The organism is Verrucomicrobiia bacterium, assembly GCA_036268055.1.
Taxonomy (GTDB): domain Bacteria; phylum Verrucomicrobiota; class Verrucomicrobiia; order Limisphaerales; family Pedosphaeraceae; genus DATAUW01.
In genome coordinates this window covers 70024-86344 of record DATAUW010000017.1, presented here as the reverse complement: position 1 = coordinate 86344, position 16321 = coordinate 70024, and the positions used below count along the sequence as shown (strand labels likewise).

Annotated in this window: 13 protein-coding genes; 6 read left to right on the top strand and 7 right to left on the bottom strand. The window is 55.2% G+C overall.

What is annotated here, in order from left to right:
- Positions 1–241: 241 nt before the first annotated feature.
- Positions 242–1465, bottom strand: coding sequence for a 2,3-bisphosphoglycerate-independent phosphoglycerate mutase (locus VH413_10415; GenBank protein HEX3799103.1), 1224 nt, complete (start codon positions 1463–1465; stop codon positions 242–244).
- Positions 1466–1610: 145 nt separating this feature from the next.
- Between VH413_10415 and ugpC the strand changes: the two genes are divergently transcribed.
- Both ugpC and VH413_10405 read left to right on the top strand, forming a co-directional pair.
- Entirely contained in the window at positions 1611–2735 is a 1125-nt protein-coding gene (gene ugpC / locus VH413_10410; GenBank protein HEX3799102.1) for a sn-glycerol-3-phosphate ABC transporter ATP-binding protein UgpC, read from the top strand.
- Between the two features lie 10 nt (positions 2736–2745).
- Entirely contained in the window at positions 2746–3861 is a 1116-nt protein-coding gene (locus VH413_10405) for an aminomethyltransferase family protein (GenBank protein ID HEX3799101.1), read from the top strand.
- Here the strand turns inward: VH413_10405 and VH413_10400 are convergent, their stop codons facing one another.
- Genes VH413_10400 through VH413_10390 form a run of 3 tightly spaced genes read right to left on the bottom strand, consistent with a single transcriptional unit; the run spans position 3862 to position 6773 of the window.
- A complete protein-coding gene (locus tag VH413_10400) occupies positions 3862–4320 on the bottom strand; it encodes a GNAT family N-acetyltransferase (protein HEX3799100.1) in 459 nt (152 codons plus the stop codon).
- A 15-nt stretch (positions 4321–4335) separates the two neighbouring features.
- Positions 4336–4830, bottom strand: coding sequence for a DUF2127 domain-containing protein (locus tag VH413_10395; GenBank protein HEX3799099.1), 495 nt, complete (start codon positions 4828–4830; stop codon positions 4336–4338).
- A complete protein-coding gene (locus VH413_10390; protein HEX3799098.1) occupies positions 4830–6773 on the bottom strand; it encodes a glycine--tRNA ligase in 1944 nt (647 codons plus the stop codon). Before VH413_10390 ends, VH413_10395 begins: the two co-directional genes overlap by 1 nt.
- A 181-nt stretch (positions 6774–6954) precedes the next feature.
- Between VH413_10390 and VH413_10385 the strand changes: the two genes are divergently transcribed.
- Positions 6955–7581, top strand: coding sequence for a hypothetical protein (locus VH413_10385; protein ID HEX3799097.1), 627 nt, complete (start codon positions 6955–6957; stop codon positions 7579–7581).
- Between the two features lie 53 nt (positions 7582–7634).
- Here the strand turns inward: VH413_10385 and VH413_10380 are convergent, their stop codons facing one another.
- Positions 7635–8519, bottom strand: a complete 885-nt coding sequence (locus VH413_10380; protein ID HEX3799096.1) for a prepilin-type N-terminal cleavage/methylation domain-containing protein — start codon at positions 8517–8519, stop codon at positions 7635–7637.
- 223 nt (positions 8520–8742) lie between these two features.
- Between VH413_10380 and prfB the strand changes: the two genes are divergently transcribed.
- Positions 8743–9886, top strand: a protein-coding gene (gene prfB / locus VH413_10375) for a peptide chain release factor 2 (GenBank protein HEX3799095.1) whose coding sequence is annotated in 2 segments (ribosomal slippage) — positions 8743–8811 and positions 8813–9886 — 1143 coding nt in all. Because the reading frame shifts where the segments join, the coding sequence is not laid out codon by codon here.
- Between the two features lie 2 nt (positions 9887–9888).
- Entirely contained in the window at positions 9889–10698 is an 810-nt protein-coding gene (gene trpC / locus VH413_10370) for an indole-3-glycerol phosphate synthase TrpC (GenBank protein ID HEX3799094.1), read from the top strand.
- Positions 10699–10723: 25 nt separating this feature from the next.
- Here the strand turns inward: trpC and VH413_10365 are convergent, their stop codons facing one another.
- On the bottom strand, positions 10724–13135 hold the full coding sequence (locus VH413_10365) for a tetratricopeptide repeat protein (protein HEX3799093.1): 2412 nt from the start codon (positions 13133–13135) through the stop codon (positions 10724–10726).
- A gap of 80 nt (positions 13136–13215) precedes the next feature.
- On the bottom strand, positions 13216–14406 hold the full coding sequence (locus tag VH413_10360) for a Gfo/Idh/MocA family oxidoreductase (protein HEX3799092.1): 1191 nt from the start codon (positions 14404–14406) through the stop codon (positions 13216–13218).
- 184 nt (positions 14407–14590) lie between these two features.
- On the opposite strand from VH413_10360, the gene VH413_10355 reads away from it, so the two are divergent.
- Complete coding sequence (locus tag VH413_10355) at positions 14591–16291, top strand: AAA family ATPase (GenBank protein ID HEX3799091.1); 1701 nt, start codon at positions 14591–14593, stop codon at positions 16289–16291.
- The last annotated feature ends 30 nt before the right edge of the window (positions 16292–16321 follow it).

Sequence of the window (16321 nt, the reverse complement as noted above, 5' to 3'; positions counted from 1 at the left end):
AGGAGGGAAAACCCGTCTCACAGACCAGGTTTTCCGTCCTGATGAATCAGGGTGGTGCTATTTCTTTTTCGCTTTCTTAGCTTTTTTCTTGGCTGCCATGAAAATCACCCCCGATCAGGTTTGGTGTTGGATACACTGAAAGTGATTTAAGCGATTAATATCGTGACTGACTAGCATTATTTAAAAAAATTTAAAATGAAAATTTCAAAAAATTATTTTCCGCCGCGCTTTTAAATTTTTTTTATGCGCCGAATTTGTCGAACATTTTTGCGTTCGCCTGCATCAACCGCATCAAAAATTTCGCTTCAAAAATTCCCAGCGAACCGGTGTTCGCACCGGTCTCGGTGAAGCGTTCGAGCTTGTCCCAACCCGACAGCGCGGAGATCAGCAACACCGGTTGCGGATGCCACGAATGGCCTTTCGCCGGACAGGGTGTGGAATGATCGCCGGTGATGGCGAGCACTTCGGGCATCTTACCGGTCAGGATCGGCAGGGCGGCGTCGAGGTCTTCAATCGCTTTTTTCTTCGCCGCGAAATTTCCGTCTTCGCCGTACATGTCAGTGTATTTGTAATGGATGAAAAAATAATCGTAGTTGTCGTACTCGGCCACGTAACGCTGGAATTGCTCGGCGATGGTCTGCGGGCCTTCGAGCTTCGTCATGCCCACGAGTTGCGCGAGGCCTTTATACATTGGGTAAACCGCAATGCAACCGGGCTTGAGCAGATAGCGCTCTTCAAACGTCGGGATATGCGGCTGATGCGCAATGCCGCGCATAAGAAAACCATTCGCCGGTTTTTTCTTCGCAAGGAGCGGAAGTGCGACTTTGTAAAAAGCCTTGATCAATGTGGCGGCTTTGGCGGCTTTGGTTGACTTCGCGTTCACTGGTTTGACCACGGGAATCGGCGCGCCTTCATGATGCGGATCGGCATCGGTGAGCGGACCTTCCAATCCCTTGCCGCGAAACACGACGACGAAACGGTGGCCTTTGCCAGCTTTGATGATGACCTGGGTATCGCCAATCTTTTTAATTTTGCTCGCGAGCAAGGCGCAAAGTTCTTCGCATACTTCGGTCTCGATGCGGCCCGCGCGACGGTCGGTGACGATGCCCTTGGCGTCCAGCGTGCAAAAATTCGCGCGAGCAGCGACATCGCCGCCCTTGAGTTCAATGCCCAGACCGAGCGCCTCGATCACACCGCGACCGACTTGAAATTGCAATGGATCGTAACCGAACAACGCCAAATGACCGGGGCCGCTGCCGGGCGTGATGCCAGGAGCCACGGGAACCATGCGGCCTTGCGCGCCGGAACGGGCGAGCTGGTCGAGGTTCGGCGTGTGCGCGGCTTCAAGCGGCGTCATGTGCCCCTGCTCCGGCGTGGCCAGATCGCCGAGCCCGTCGAGGACGAGCAGCACCATTTTGGTTTTGGTTTTTAAAGTCAGTTCCGAATAAAGCGAATCGAGGTTCATAAATAATTTTCAGTCAAATTGTAAACGACACAGTGAAGCATCGCGCCAAAGCGCAATCACGAAATTATATTGTGAGTAAGCCGCCGCCAGCGTCAACGGGATAATCCACACTCGACATCGGCGGCGGGACGTTGAAAAATTCGGGATGGCACTCGTTGTTGTCGAGAATTTGTCGAAGATTTTCAAAGGCCCGCGCGGAGAAACGATTTCCGCAGTCACCGATGCGAACCTTACCGTGAACGATGGCGAATTGCTGGTGCTGGTCGGGCCGTCGGGTTGCGGCAAATCCACGACGTTGCGGATGATCGCGGGGCTGGAAGAAATTTCTTCGGGAACGATTTCGATTGATGGGCGCGCGGTGAATGGCGTTCCGCCGAAAGACCGCGACATCGCGATGGTGTTCCAAAATTTTGCGCTGTATCCACACATGACGGTGAGGGAGAACCTGGCGTTTGGATTGATGCTGCGTAAAGTGGGAAGCGTAGAAATCCAAGAGAGGGTGAACCGTGCGGCGGAAATGCTTGGATTAAATGCCTGTCTGGACCGGCATCCACAGGAGCTTTCGGGCGGCGAACGGCAACGGGTTTCCTTGGGGCGCGCTATTGTGCGACAGCCAAAATTATTTTTGTTCGACGAACCGTTATCGAATTTGGATGCCCAGATGCGCGTGCAGATGCGGCGGGAGATTGCCACGCTGCACCATCAACTCTCAGCGACGATGGTTTATGTGACGCACGATCAGGTGGAGGCGATGACGCTCGGCGATCGTATCGCGGTGATGCGCGCGGGCGTGATTCAACAAATCGCGGAACCGATGGCGCTTTATCACCAGCCCGCAAATATTTTCGTGGCGGGATTTATTGGTTCGCCGGCGATGAATTTTTTCCAAGGTACGCTCGTAAAAAAAGAAGGGGCGTTTTTATTTCAAGCGGATGCTTTTACGGCGCGCGTGGATGCGGCGATGGAAACCTCGCTGAGTCATTTCAACGACAAAAAAATTGTGCTGGGCCTGCGGCCGGAAAATATTTCGGATGTTCCCGATGGGAGGACAGCGAATGAAAAAGTTTCAGTCGTTGCTGAGATGACCGAACCGTTGGGCGCTGAAACTTATCTTTACGCAAAGACCGGCGGTCACGCATTGGTGGCGCGAATTCATGAACAACAGCGAATCGCCGCCAAAGAGACGATGCCGCTTTATTTTGATATGAAGCACGCGCATTTTTTTGATCCCGTTACGGAAAAGGCGATCGCGTCGCAGTCCGGGGGCTAAATTTTTCTTTGTGTCGCGTGGCGTTGTCGGTGACATTGCGGCGATGACATTGGCATTGCATGAATTTCACGAAGGGTTGAACGCGCGGTTCGCGGAAGTGAACGGCTGCGAAGTGGTGAATGATTATGGCGACTGGCTGGCTGAGCACACGGCGTTGCGCTCGGCGGCGGGAGTGATGGATTTAAGTTTTCGCAGCCGGATTTGTCTGACGGGCGCGGACCGCGTGCGACTTCTCAATGGCCAGGTTACCAATGACGTAAAGCGTTTGCAGGCTGGCGAAGGTTGTTATGCCGCGCTTGTGACGGCCAAGGGGAAACTTCAAAGTGATCTAAATATTTTTGCGCTGGCGGACGAGTTGCTGCTGGATTTCGAGCCCGGCTTTTCGGCGGCGATCGCGGAGCGGTTGGAGAAATATATCATCGCGGATGACGTGCAGGTCGTGGATGCGAGCAGCGCGTATGGATTGCTGAGCGTCCAGGGGCCGAAGGCGGAGACGGTCGTGCGTGGCGTGGGCCTCACTGCGGACATTCCGGCGAAGGCGATGGGTTTTGCCACGATCAAGGACGCGACACTCGGCGAAATTTATTTGGCGAATCACGCGCGAACCGGGAGCGCTGGATTCGATTTGTTTGCGCCGGTGGGTTCGCTGGGTGCGGTGATGGATAAATTAATCGCGGCGGCGAAGGAAATCGGCGGACGCGCGTGCGGCTGGCAGGCTTTGGAGACAGCGCGGATTGAAGCAGGCGTGCCACGATTTGGCGCGGACATGGATGAAACGAACCTTGCGCCCGAAGCGGGAATTGAGGCGCGCGCGATTAGTTATTCCAAGGGTTGTTATATCGGGCAGGAAGTGATTGCGCGGGTGCGGACGTACGGGCAAGTGACGAAGGCGTTGCGCGGACTAAAATTGCCGGACGATCTAAAAAGTTTGCCCGCGCGCGGCGATAAATTATTTCACGACGGCAAGGAGGTCGGTTATGTGACGAGCGCGGCGACTTCGCCCGTGCTGAAGAATATTGCGCTGGGTTATGTTCGCAAAGAGGTGAATCAAATCGGGACCAAGTTGACGGTGCGCGCGGTGGATGGAGAATTGGCAGCGGAAATTGTCGAAACGCCGTTTCGCTAATCAATCCAGCTTGAGAAAATAGCGCGAGCGCGAATGCAGTTGAAAGCCGTGGCGGCGATAGAGCGAGGCGACACGTTGGTGATCTTCGGTAACTTCAAGGTCGAGCGCGCGCCAGCCGCGAGCGCGTGCCAAACGAATGACTTCCTCAATTAGTTTGGAACCCAGTCCTTGCCCACGCCATTCCGGCGTCACGAACAGTTCTTCCAGCCATCCACTCTCGCCGCCGTGTTCGACTCCGAGATACGAGCAGCCCAGCGCGATACCAACCAACATCCCACCGCTGCTCACAACAAGAACAAAACCGCGAGTCTCATCAGCGATGAGTTGTTTTACGACCGCGCGGATTTCGACGGCGTTATTGGGGAGATGATGTTCGCTAAGTTGCGCGCAGAAAAGCGCGACGGCAGCGTCAATCTGTTCGGGCTTGAGCAACGAAATGATGGGCGCGGGAGTTTTCATTTCGTGGTGGCGGGCTCAATGTTTGAAGAGGCGTTGGCGGTTTTGGAAAAGATACCACAACATGAAGATATTCAGCACGAGAATGGCAAAAACGATCCAGGTAAAATCGTGCATCAACTCGGCGATTTCGATGGGGATGAAAAATGCGGATTCACCGATGGTCATCCAGCCAATCCAGGTGACGCGAAAGATCAAACCGATGCCTTCAACCAACGCGAACAAACTGTAGAGAAAAATTCCCAGCGCGGCGCGGAGCATGCCAGCTTCCGTGACCGCGTTGATCTTCCCCGCAAGATCCACCCAAAAACGCCGCTCTGGATCAAGGTGCGTGTAGTGCTTCATCTCCAGCAGGAAACTTTTATATTCCTGCGGAAGATTATTGTCCGACAGGACATACGCCGTCAGCGCGAGGCCCGCGAAGAAAAGACCCTTCGCGAGCTTCATGAAAATGATGACGTACAGCGTGGGCGCGGATTTGACGGGCGCCGGTTTGTGGGAGGACGCGGACATTAACGAATTTTGTCACACAACAATCCCACCAGCTCCGAGATTTTCACGCGGGTCTGCTGCATGGAATCGCGCTCACGCAAGGTGACGGTGTCCAACAACTCCGGTTTTTCGCCGAGCGTATCGAAATCAATCGTCACACAAAACGGCGTGCCCGCTTCGTCCTGGCGGCGATATCGGCGGCCGATGGCCCCGGCTTCGTCGTAAAACATTGTCATGTGTGGGCGCAACATCTCCCGAACTTCATGCGCCTTTTTCACAAGCTCCGGTTTGTTCTTGAGCAGCGGAAACACCGCGACCTTGGTCGGCGCGATGCGCGGATGAAAACGCATGACGATGCGCGTTTCGACTTTGCCTTTTTCGTCGGTGACTTGTTCCTCGGCGTAGGCATTGGAAATAAGCGCGAGGATGAGGCGGTCCACACCGGCAGACGGCTCAATGACATGTGGAATATATTGGCCCTTCGCCAAGCCTTCGGCATCTTCCTTCGCGTCCTGCTCGGCTTGCTCGGGTGCGACGCCGGATTTGACGAGATAATTTTTGCGATGCTCGAAATAGCGCGTGGACAAATCTTTTTTCCTGGCGTCGTCAAGCTTGCCCCACGCGGCGCGAAGTTCTTCGTCGAACACGCTCATCGGTTTGCCCGAGAAACGCTCGTGCTGGCTGAGATCGAAATCGCCACGCGCGGCGATGCCTTCCAATTCGTCGCCGATCAATTCGCCGTTTGCATCGCGTTTGCTGAAAGGGAATTTGTAGAGAATATCCACGCAGGCGCGGGCGTAGTGCGCGAGTTCAGCCGCGGTCTGTCGGTGGAACCCTAGCGTGGTGCGCGAGAGACCGATGCCTTCGTAAAAGCGGACACGTTCCTCAACCCAATAAGTATGCCACGCCTGCCAGCCCCAACTGGAGTGCGGAGCGGGAAGTGGGGAGTGCGGAGTAATTTCGTCCAGCACCGTTACGTGGCCATTGACGGCTTCCACGACTTCATCGGGCTTGATGAAGAACTCGAGTTCCATCTGCTCGAATTCACGCGAGCGAAAAGTGAAATTGCGCGGCGTGACTTCGTTGCGGAAGGCCTTGCCGATTTGCGCGATGCCGAACGGCGGCATCTGGCGTGAAGTCTCGAGGACATTTTTGTATTGCGCAAAAATCGCTTGAGCAGTTTCAGGACGGAGGTACGCGACGCTGTCGGCGCTTTCGAGCGGCCCGACGTAGGTCTTGAACATCAAATTGAACGGGCGGGCTTCGGTAAGCTCAATATTGCTTTCAGGATGAAAATCCACGGAATTTTCCACGCGTTCGCTGCGCTCGCCGAGCAGCACGGGGTTTTTCATGCCGAGTTGGCGATAAAATTCTTCAGCGGTCTTGATGGCGCTTTCGCGAGGTTTGCCCGGCGCGAGCAGGATGCCGAAGGATTGCCATTTGATGGCGGGAGATTCCTTGGTGAGTTCAACCCGAGTCTTGTCACCGGTGAAAGTGGAAAGAAAATGTTTTTGGATGGCTTCGTCGTAGGTTTTATCGCAGCCGATTTTGGGGGCAAAATCAGAAATAAATTTATTGAGTTCCGGCAGATCGGTCGGTTGAAACGCACCGTCGAAACGGATGGCGAGCCCGGATTGCGATTCGACCTGGTCGGCGCGCACGCGTTTTTTGGTCATGGGACATTCGCGCATCAGGTCGGCAAATGTCGCGACGTGGCCGGATGCTTCCCAGATTTTGGGATGCATGATGATGGTGGCTTCGAGGCCCACGACATCATCGCGGAAACGGGTCATGGCGTTCCACCAGAGATATTTGACGTTGCGCTTGAGTTCGGCGCCGAGTGGGCCGTAATCCCAGAAGCCGTTGATGCCGCCGTAAATCTCCGAGGATTGAAAAACGAAGCCCTTGCGCTTGCACAGCGATACGATTTTTTCCATCAACTCATTGACTTTCTGTTCGGCCATAGGGGTGGATTTTTCTTCAAGCGGGGTCGGAAGTCAAGCGGAGCGGCGCAGGGAAACGGCCTGATAGCGCTGGTTTCCAAGGAAAGACCGGATGCCACTCAAAAAAATCAACCGCGCGGGAACAAAAGGAAAGCTGGGGAGTCATAAAGCAGTCAACGACCAAAAACCATAGGAATTTAAGATGAGAAAGACAATTAAAGCCCGTTTGCAGATGTGCCTCGCGCTGGCGGCATCAACCTTGTTCGCCGCCGGGATTTCCCACGCCCAGGATTTTAATGTTTCCACGCCTAACGAAGAGTTCGCTTTTCTGATCAATGGCGTTGATGGCAGTCCCACGATCACTTTGATGCGTGGACATACCTATACCTTCGCCATCAGCACGACCCCGGGGTTTCACCCGTTTGCTCTGGGCACCTCTTTGTTCGGTCCGACACCAGCCGGCGTGGTCAATAATAATATTTCCACCGGGACCATAACCTATACTGTCCCTATCAACGCCCCGAATTGCGTTTATTATTGCTCGATTCACGGGTTCAGCGGACAGGTAGTAATGGTTGATCCCACGCCGCCGCCCACCCCGCCCGCGACGACGATTGTCAATCTGTCCGTTGGAACCAATGTGCAATTCACCGTCCAGCAGTCAACCACCAATGGCTTCGCATTCATTCCCGAGGCCAACACGAATCTCCCCTCGACGAATTGGTTCGCGCTCACGGTTCAGAGCAATGTGTTCGCCAATGGCACCAATAATATATGGTGCGGGAAGCCGGCGGGCAGCAATGTGTTCTTCCGCATTCACGCCAAATAAGCGTTTGGTTGCAGCCTGCAAATGGGTTTGATGCGAAGACGAAAGAATAGCGCCTACTGACCGTCAAACTCCCAGTTGATGTCGGAATCTTTGGGATCAATAACTTTGCCCGCGGCCAGGCCGACCACGTAGCCGTATTTGAAATTGGCCACATGAGCATCGCCGAAAACGATGTTGCCCGTGCCACTGTGGCGGCCGGAAAAACGGTTGCACCAATTATAAGTGCTGCTCAAGTCCGCCGGGCTGGTGCCGTAATAGGGCGTTTCACTGGCATGCACCCGTTGTTCTGAAAACACCACGAATGCGGAGGGATTCGCAGCCTGGGTGATCTTGAACGGAGTTTCAGGCACATTGGCGGGAGCGGGAAGATTAAAGTTGATGCGCTGGTTCATCCCATAATTGAAAGTTGGTCCGGGTCCGACGCCCGGTTGAATCCCCGTCACCGGATCAGGATCGGGCGGAACTGTGCGTATGGCCGCAGCCGTGGGGCAGATGTAGATGGATCGGGAGGAAGTAAAAACATTGTTGCTGATGCTGCTCGCTCCGTATTGCCAGAGTGGAGCGCCGGATACATAAGGCGGCAACGCATTATACCAATCGGAAAGCCCGATGGCGGGTGTAGCGGTGGCGTCCGCATACATCTCAGTCCATACGGGATTGTTGTCGGGCGTGGCGACATAAAGCAGATCGCGCGAGGCCGGATAAAATTGGCTGTTGTCGTCCGCATACATGGACATCGCGAGTCCCCACTGCTTCTGGTTATTTATACAATAGATGCGGCTGGCCTTGGCTTTTGCACTCGCGAGCGCGGGCAAAAGCAAACCCGCCAAAATTGCGATGATGGCAATCACGACGAGCAATTCAATCAGTGTGAATCCAAGATTCGGTTGGTGAGATCGAGAACCCCGCGAAGCGTGCTTGGCGTGAAAATCTTTCATAAAGCAATAACTTAAAATTGCAGGAGTAACTAAGCCCGCTTCGCTTTTTTGGGTCAAGCCTATTGCCGGTTGTCACCAATTTGTCACGGGCCTGTTTCTGATCGGGGGGAGCAGCCCGAACCAACAACGATTTTTGCACGCTATATTTTCCTTCGCTTCTGCGCTGCCCCATCCAATGAATCAACTGGATTATCGAGAAAACGTGGCATATATATATGCAACTATGTTCGAGACGATTAAATCGCAGTTGGTCACGGTGGCGGAGAAGCTGGTCCATTTACGGAGGTTTCTTTGACGTCCCGGGCGCGCAGAAACGCATGGCGGAACTTGACGCCTTGATGGCGGGCGAATCGTTTTGGAACAATCGCGAGCAGGCGCAAAAACTGATTGATGAGTCGAACACTTTTCGCAAGAAGGTGGACCCGCTGCTGAAGGCGGAAGCGCAACTGGACGATTTTCGCGTGATGGTCGAACTCAGCGAAGCCGAGCCGGAAGCTGAACAAATCAAGCAGGAGCAACAACTGACGCGCGACCTGGCGCAATTCTCCAAGGATCTCGAAAATCTCGAACTGAAAGTTTTTCTCAACGGTCTGCACGACAAGAATAATTGCATCCTCAGCATCAACGCCGGCGCGGGCGGCACGGAATCGTGCGACTGGGCAAACATGCTTTTGCGGATGTATCAGCGGTGGGTCGAGAGCCGCGGCTGGACGGCGGAAATCAATGACGCGTTGCCGGGCGAAACCGCGGGCATCAAGAGCGTGACGATGTTGATCACGGGCGAGAACGCCTACGGCTTTTGCAAGGCGGAGCGCGGGGTGCATCGGCTGGTGCGGATTTCGCCATTCGATTCAAACAAGCGGCGGCACACGAGTTTTGCGAGTGTGGATACGATCGCGGAAATTGAGGAGACCGAGGAGATCGCGATTCCACCGGATGAATTTTCCGTGGACACGTTCCGCTCGGGCGGCAAAGGCGGCCAGAACGTGAACAAGGTCGAAACCGCGGTGCGCATCACGCACATCCCGACGGGCTTGGTGGTGGCATCGCAAAGCCAGCGGTCGCAGCATCAAAATCGCGCGACGGCGATGAAGCTGTTGCTCTCGCGTATTTACGCGCAACGACTGGACGCGGCGAAGCAGGAGATGGAACGGTTTTACGGCGAGAAAGGCAGCGTGTCGTGGGGCAACCAGATTCGCAGTTATGTGTTCCAGCCGTATCGCATGGTAAAAGATTTGCGCACGGGCGTGGAGACGAGCGATGTTCAAGGCGTGATGGACGGCGACCTGGATCCGTTCGTGAACGGGTGGCTGCGCGCCGGTTGCCCAATGAAGCGCATGCAAGGCGTGAAAGATGACGAGGAATAAATTTGAATATTCTCGATAAAATTGTAGCGCAGAAAAAAATTGAAATCGCGAAGTTGCCGCCACGCGCAGTATCGCCGGGGGATCTGCAGCATGCGACGCTGGCGCGGGGTGGGATGCTGGATTTTGAAACGGCGTTGCGCAATCCGCGTCAGGGCGGGATGGGATTGATCGCGGAGGTCAAGAAGGCGTCGCCATCGGCAGGAGTCATCTGCGCGGATTTTGATCCGGTGCGAATTGCGCGAACGTATGAAATCGCGGGAGCGGATTGTCTTTCAGTTTTGACGGATGAACAATTTTTTCAAGGGTCGCTGGAATATCTAAAACAAATTCGCGCGGCGGTGCGGCTGCCTTTGTTGCGAAAAGATTTCATCATTGATGAGCGGCAGATTCTCGAAGCGATTGAGTGGGGCGCGGACGCGATTTTATTGATCGTAGCGATTTTGGATGACGCGCGGCTGAAACACTTTCACGAATTGGCGACCGAGGGCGGACTGACCGCGTTGGTGGAGGTACATGACGAAGCGGAACTGGATCGCGCGCTGGCCATCGGCGCGAATGTCATCGGCGTGAATAATCGTGATCTGAAAATTTTCAAGACCGACCTCGGCACGACCGAGCGGCTTGGAGCGAAGTTGCGCGCGGCGAATGATGGCCGGGACAAATTGCTGGTCGCGGAGAGTGGAATTCATTCGCGCGCGGACGTGGAGCGGGTAGCGCAAGGAACGGCCAACGCGATTCTGGTGGGTGAATCACTGATGCGCGAAAAGGATATTCGCGCGAAGGTCGGTGAGTTGCTGGGCGCGCCTCAATGACGTTTTCTTTGAGCACGAACTTGCGTCATTCGTGAAACGCTTTTCCGGATTGATATAGCGCGATCCGCTGTGAGGCTTTGTCGGCGAAATCTTTTTGGTTTTGCGCGGTCGCAAGTTGTCGAACTTGCTGGGCAGTTTTTATCGCATCCTCGAATCTTCCCGCTTCGGCATACGCCACGTCCAGGGTCATCAGGTTCAATAATTGTTTTTGGCCGCTCAAATCGTTGGCGTGCTCGGCGAGTTTGACGGCTTCCGCGCCATTGCGAAATTGCGCGTTGTTGCTCGCCGCCAAAATCCACGCGAGCCCTTGCAAGGCTTTCACCGAATCGGGACGCAGTTGCAAAGCCTTGCGGTAATTCTGGATGGCGGCATCCGTTTTTCCATCGCTTTGCAAAACACCCGCCAGACGGGCATAGGTTTGCGCATCCGGGTTGAGACAGAGCGATTCGCCGAACGCCTGCTCAGCTTCGCCATAGCGTTTCAATGCGGTGTATGCGGCGGCGAGATTGAAGTAGGCGTCGTCGTTAGTCGGCTCAAGTTTGATCGCGGTTTGGAAGCGCGGGATGGCTTCCTGGATATAGTTTTGTTCGGCGAGCGCGAGGCCAAGTTGGAGTTGCGCGTGGGCAAAATCGGGCTTGAGGCGAATGGCAGCTTCGTAATGCAGTTGCGCGACTTCGGGATGGCCGAGCTTCAGAAAAACGCTGCCGAGTTGGTCTTGTGCTTCGGGATAATCCGGTTGAAGACGCAGCGCTTCCTTGAATTGATCGAGCGCCTCAGTCAATCGGCCCAGGCGCAACAGCACCGCGCCGTAATTATTATGCGCGTCCGGCGAGTCGGGCTTCGAGCGGAGCGCTTGTTGATATTGGTCGGCGGCTTCGACGAGCTTGCCTTCGCCGGCGAGAACATTGCCGAGATTATAATGGGCATCGCTTAGGGAGGGGTCTTCGGAAAGAGCATTATTATAAAAAACGGCGGCATTGGTCATCTCCCCTTGCTGCGCATAATGAAGTCCCACGGCGGAAAGCACGAGGCCGGAATGCGGTTGCAAATTCAGCGCGGCGGTAAATTCTCTTTCGGCCTCTTTGGGTTTGTGCGTGTGATCGTAGTAAACGCCCAGGTTCATGTGCGCCGTGGAATTATCGCGAACGACTTCGAGATTGCGGCGAAACAATGTCTCGGTGTTTTTCCAATAGGGAAGATTGTGCGCGGTCAGAACTACACAAGCGGTTAGTGCCGGGATAAGAATTGCCCACGCCGCATTCAGCCGATTAAGGCGTCCGTTGCCCAGCAAATCGGCGAGGCCCCAAACGATGATGATGAAAATGCCGACCAGTGACATGTAGGAATACCGGTCGGCCATGGATTGCGAACCGACCTGCACGAGCCCAATCACCGGCACCAAAACCCCCAGAAACCAGAGCCAACCGAAAAGAAAATAGGGACGCTGGCGAACGAGATAGACGGCAGCCACACTGATTCCAAGCAGGATCAGCACTGCGGCCACAATCTGCGCAACCGGCCGGGCACCGCCGGTCAGTGGATAAAAAATGGTCAAGCCGCTCGGCCAGATCATTTTCTCCAGATAACCGAGGTACGCAAACATCGCGTTGACGATGCGGAAGCTCATCGGAAATTTTTCCACTTCCAAAACCGCGCCGCCCTTTTTTTGCACGAGGTAGGTCACGATGCAGGATCCCAACGTCAGGCAAAACATGGGAATTTTTTCACGCAGCAGTTTCAGCCAGTCCAGTTTGCGAAATGGCGAGGCGGTTGGGATTTCCGCGAAACGCCCGAGTGGCCAATAATCCAGCAGCAGTAAAACGAATGGCAACGTCACCAGCATGGGTTTGGACATCAGGCCGCATGCAAATAAAATGAGTGTTCTCGCGTAATATTTTTTTGCCTGCGGGGATTGCGCGGAAGATTCCTTCACGTAACGATGGTAGGCTAGCAATGTGAGCAGCCAAAAAAATGTGCTCAGGACATCCTTGCGTTCCGCGATCCACGCGACTGATTCGATGTGAATCGGATGCCACGCGAACAGCGCCGCCACGACCGCGCTTCGCCACAGCGCGCCGGTAAAACGCCGCAGCACCACAAAAAGCAGCAGCGCATTGACGATGTGAAACAACACACTGGTCAGGTGATGACCGCCGGGATGCGCTACGCCGTAGATCTGGACGTCGAGCATTCCCGAAAGCCACGCCAGCGGATGCCAGTTGCTGGCTTCACCCGTCGTGAACGCCCAGACCATTCCCGAAGGAGTGAGGCCTTGCAGGACATGGGGATTTTCAGTGATGTACGCCGGATCGTCGAACAGGATGAAATCGTAACCGACGACGGGAAGATAGAGCGCGAGCGTAACCAGCGCGAGGACCACACAGATGATCCGGGCGTGACGTGGCTCTGCCGTGCGTTGCATTTCAGCTTGCTTCAATGCCAGAAATCAACCGGGCATCAAAGAAAAATGCGCGGTGCGTGGGTATTATAACACACGCCGCGCATTGCGAAACGCGGTCAGATTTTTTTCGGCATCGCCGTCCACGCGCCTTTTTTCGCGCTGCTCTTGAGGCAGGTTTCGAGAAAAGCCATGCCGGTCCAGCCGTCTTCAATCGTCGCGTATTTGGAACCGTCGGCCTTGAACTTGCCCGTTGCCTGCCAGTGGCGGACGTCCGCCTCGAAATGGCGATGCAACCGCGCGAAGGCATCGTGGAACGCTTCGGGATGGCCGGGGGGAATCGTCGGCTCGGATAAAAGTTCCGCCGGCGTGTCTTTAGGCAAGAAGCCATCGCCCGCGCTGACCGCGCCGCGCCAGTACGTGCGCTCCGGTTGATCGGGCAAAAGAATTGTCACGCTCTCGGGCTCCTCCGCGCGCCATTTCAAGGTGCCTTTCGTGCCCGCGACGGTGATGCCCAGATCGTTCTTCGAGCCGATGCAAATTTGCGACGCGCGCACGAGCGCTTTCCCGCCATTGCTGAGATTGCAATAAATCGTGAAATGGTCGTCGAGCTTGCGCCCGACGACAAAAGTCTCGAGATGCGCTGAAACCTGCGTGACTTCGAGCCCGGTGACAAAACGCAGTTGCTGAAGCGCGTGCGTGCCGATATCCCCGCCGCAGCCGGAGCCGCCGGCCAATTTCGGATTCGTGCGCCACGTCGCCTGCGTCTGGCCGGTGGCTTCGAGTTTCGTCGCGAGCCAGCCCTGAATGTAAGCCGAATCCACCCAGCGAATTTCACCAAGCAAACCGCTGCGCACGATGTAACGCGAAAGCCAGCTTGTCCAGTTGCCGATATAAGTATGCGCGACGGCAAAAGGCACATTCAATTTGCGCACGGCTTTCACGAGGTCAGCGGCTTCTTTGGTCGTGAGACAAAGCGGCTTCTCGCAGAAAACCGGGATGCCCGCCTTGAGCGCCTTCATCGCCGGGTCGTAATGCGCGAAGTTCGGAGTGACGATGAGGATGTAATCCAGTTGCTGTTCGCGCGGGAGATTTTTTTGCGCGCTGATCATCGCATCGTAGGATGGATAACCCGTGATCGGGAAAGGCCAATTCTCGGCGGATTCCATCGCCGTCTTCGGGTCTGACGACAACGCGCCCGCGACGACTCGCCGCGTGCCATCCATGAAAATTGCCCGCTGTTGGGAATGCACGATAAACGCGCCCTTGCCGCCGCCGATCAAACCGACATTCAATGGTCTTGGAGACATAAAATATTTGATTGATTCAATATGTTGCCGCACCTCTGCCCGCATAACCGCGTGCCAAAAAAATCATGGACGCGCGCGAGATTAATTGTGCAGGAGGTTAAACGATGGCGATGGTGGTTCAAGACTTTTTGCGCTTCGCGCACGACCTATTTGCAAAACTTCAGAAGCGGAGTAACTTCATCGCATGGGTGAATCAAAGAAAAAGTCCTCGTCGCCTTCGAAGGCCGAAAACCCTGCTCCCGAATCCGTCCCGCCGTTGGGCGACATCCTTTCGCACGAGGAGATGGAATCCCTTTCCGCGCTGCAACTGGTGGACCTGATCGCCGGCAAATTGCCGCCGCATCACACGTCCCTCATGGATCTGATTTACCTGCGCGAACGCATCTCCGCCATTGAGGAGATGAATGACCAGGCGCGGCAGGCGCTGGAGAAGCTGGATGAGATCGTCGAGAAACTTCGCTCGCCGGCGTTTCGCGTGGGCACATTTTTGATGGCGGTGGAAAATGACAAGGCACACGTCTGCCTTGGCGGCACGGATTACGTTTGCCGCGTGGACCCGAAGATTCCACTGAACAGTTTGCAGATGGGCCAGCGCGTTTTGTGCAACGAAGCGTTTGCCGTGGTGCAAGGCCTGGGCTTCGACAAGAACGGCCCGATCGTGCGCATTGATGAATTGCTTTCCGACGGACGCCTGCGCATCGGCCAGGAAGCCGGCATGACTTCGCTCGTGTTGCTGCGTTCGGCGCTGCTCGTGAAGGAAAAATTGAAGCCCGGCATGGAAGTCCGTCTCGATGTCAATCAGCGCGTGGCCCTCGAAGTCATCGGCATGGGAAAACGCATCGAGCGTTCGCTGGAATCGGTCACTGAGTTGCCGTGGTCATCCATTGGCGGCCAGGCCGACGCCGTGCAAGCCATTCGCGACACCATCGAACTTCCATTTCTTCATCGCGATCTATTTAAGCGCTTTGAGCACACAGTCCCAAAAGGTTTTCTGCTCTACGGCCCGCCCGGTTGCGGCAAGACGCTGCTCGGCAAAGCCACCGCCTATAATTTGCGCCAGCAGATCAAGGCGCAGACGGGCGTGGATCACCCGGAATTTTTCCTGCACGTCAAAGGCCCGGAAATCCTGAACATGTGGGTCGGCGAATCGGAACGCCAGGTGCGCGATCTGTTTACTCAATGCCGCGAACGCGCGAAAGACGGCGCGCTCGCATTTCTGTTCATTGACGAGGCGGAATCCATTTTGGGCACGCGCCGCTCGGGACGTTTTAACAGCATCTTGAGCACGCTCGTGCCGATGTTCTGCACGGAAATGGATGGCATTGAGCCGCTGCAAAATGTGGTCGTGATTTTGGCCTCCAACCGCGCGGACTTAATTGACCCCGCGATTTTGCGCCCAGGCCGTATTGACCGCAAAATTCGCGTGAAACGTCCCGACCAGATTGGCGCGAAAGCCATCTATGAAATTTATTTGAAGGAATCGCTGCCGCTCGCCGAGCCGCGAACGGAATTGGCCCAGGCGGTCGCCGATGCCCATTACGCGCGCACTCCTGAAAACCAGTTTTTGGAAATCGTGTATCGCAGCGGCAAAAAAGATTTTCTGTATCGTGGCGATCTTGCGAGCGGCGCGATCATCGCGGCGATTGTCGAGCGCGCAAAAAGTTTTGCCATCAAACGCACGATCGAGACCGGCCAGGAAACGCATTTACAACGCGCCGATCTGTTGCTGGCGTTGCAGCGCGAGTATGAAGAAAACGATCTCTTTCCGCCGACCGATGTGACCGAGGATTGGTTGAAGCTGACCGATTTCGATCCCGAAAACGTCATTAAACTCGGCCCTGTGCGTCCTGTCCGCAAAGATGCCACGCACAGCGGAGTTGTTTGACAGGAGACATTTCCTGCGAATTTAGCGTCG

Excerpts from the sequence above, each read along its gene's own strand:
- VH413_10415 (HEX3799103.1), bottom strand. The coding sequence starts at position 1,465 with ATGAACCTCGATTCGCTTTATTCGGAACTGACTTTAAAAACCAAAACC.
- ugpC (HEX3799102.1), top strand. The coding sequence starts at position 1,611 with ATGGCACTCGTTGTTGTCGAGAATTTGTCGAAGATTTTCAAAGGCCCG.
- VH413_10400 (HEX3799100.1), bottom strand. The coding sequence starts at position 4,320 with ATGAAAACTCCCGCGCCCATCATTTCGTTGCTCAAGCCCGAACAGATT.
- VH413_10395 (HEX3799099.1), bottom strand. The coding sequence starts at position 4,830 with ATGTCCGCGTCCTCCCACAAACCGGCGCCCGTCAAATCCGCGCCCACG.
- VH413_10390 (HEX3799098.1), bottom strand. The coding sequence starts at position 6,773 with ATGGCCGAACAGAAAGTCAATGAGTTGATGGAAAAAATCGTATCGCTG.
- VH413_10385 (HEX3799097.1), top strand. The coding sequence starts at position 6,955 with ATGAGAAAGACAATTAAAGCCCGTTTGCAGATGTGCCTCGCGCTGGCG.
- VH413_10380 (HEX3799096.1), bottom strand. The coding sequence starts at position 8,519 with ATGAAAGATTTTCACGCCAAGCACGCTTCGCGGGGTTCTCGATCTCAC.
- VH413_10360 (HEX3799092.1), bottom strand. The coding sequence starts at position 14,406 with ATGTCTCCAAGACCATTGAATGTCGGTTTGATCGGCGGCGGCAAGGGC.
- VH413_10355 (HEX3799091.1), top strand. The coding sequence starts at position 14,591 with ATGGGTGAATCAAAGAAAAAGTCCTCGTCGCCTTCGAAGGCCGAAAAC.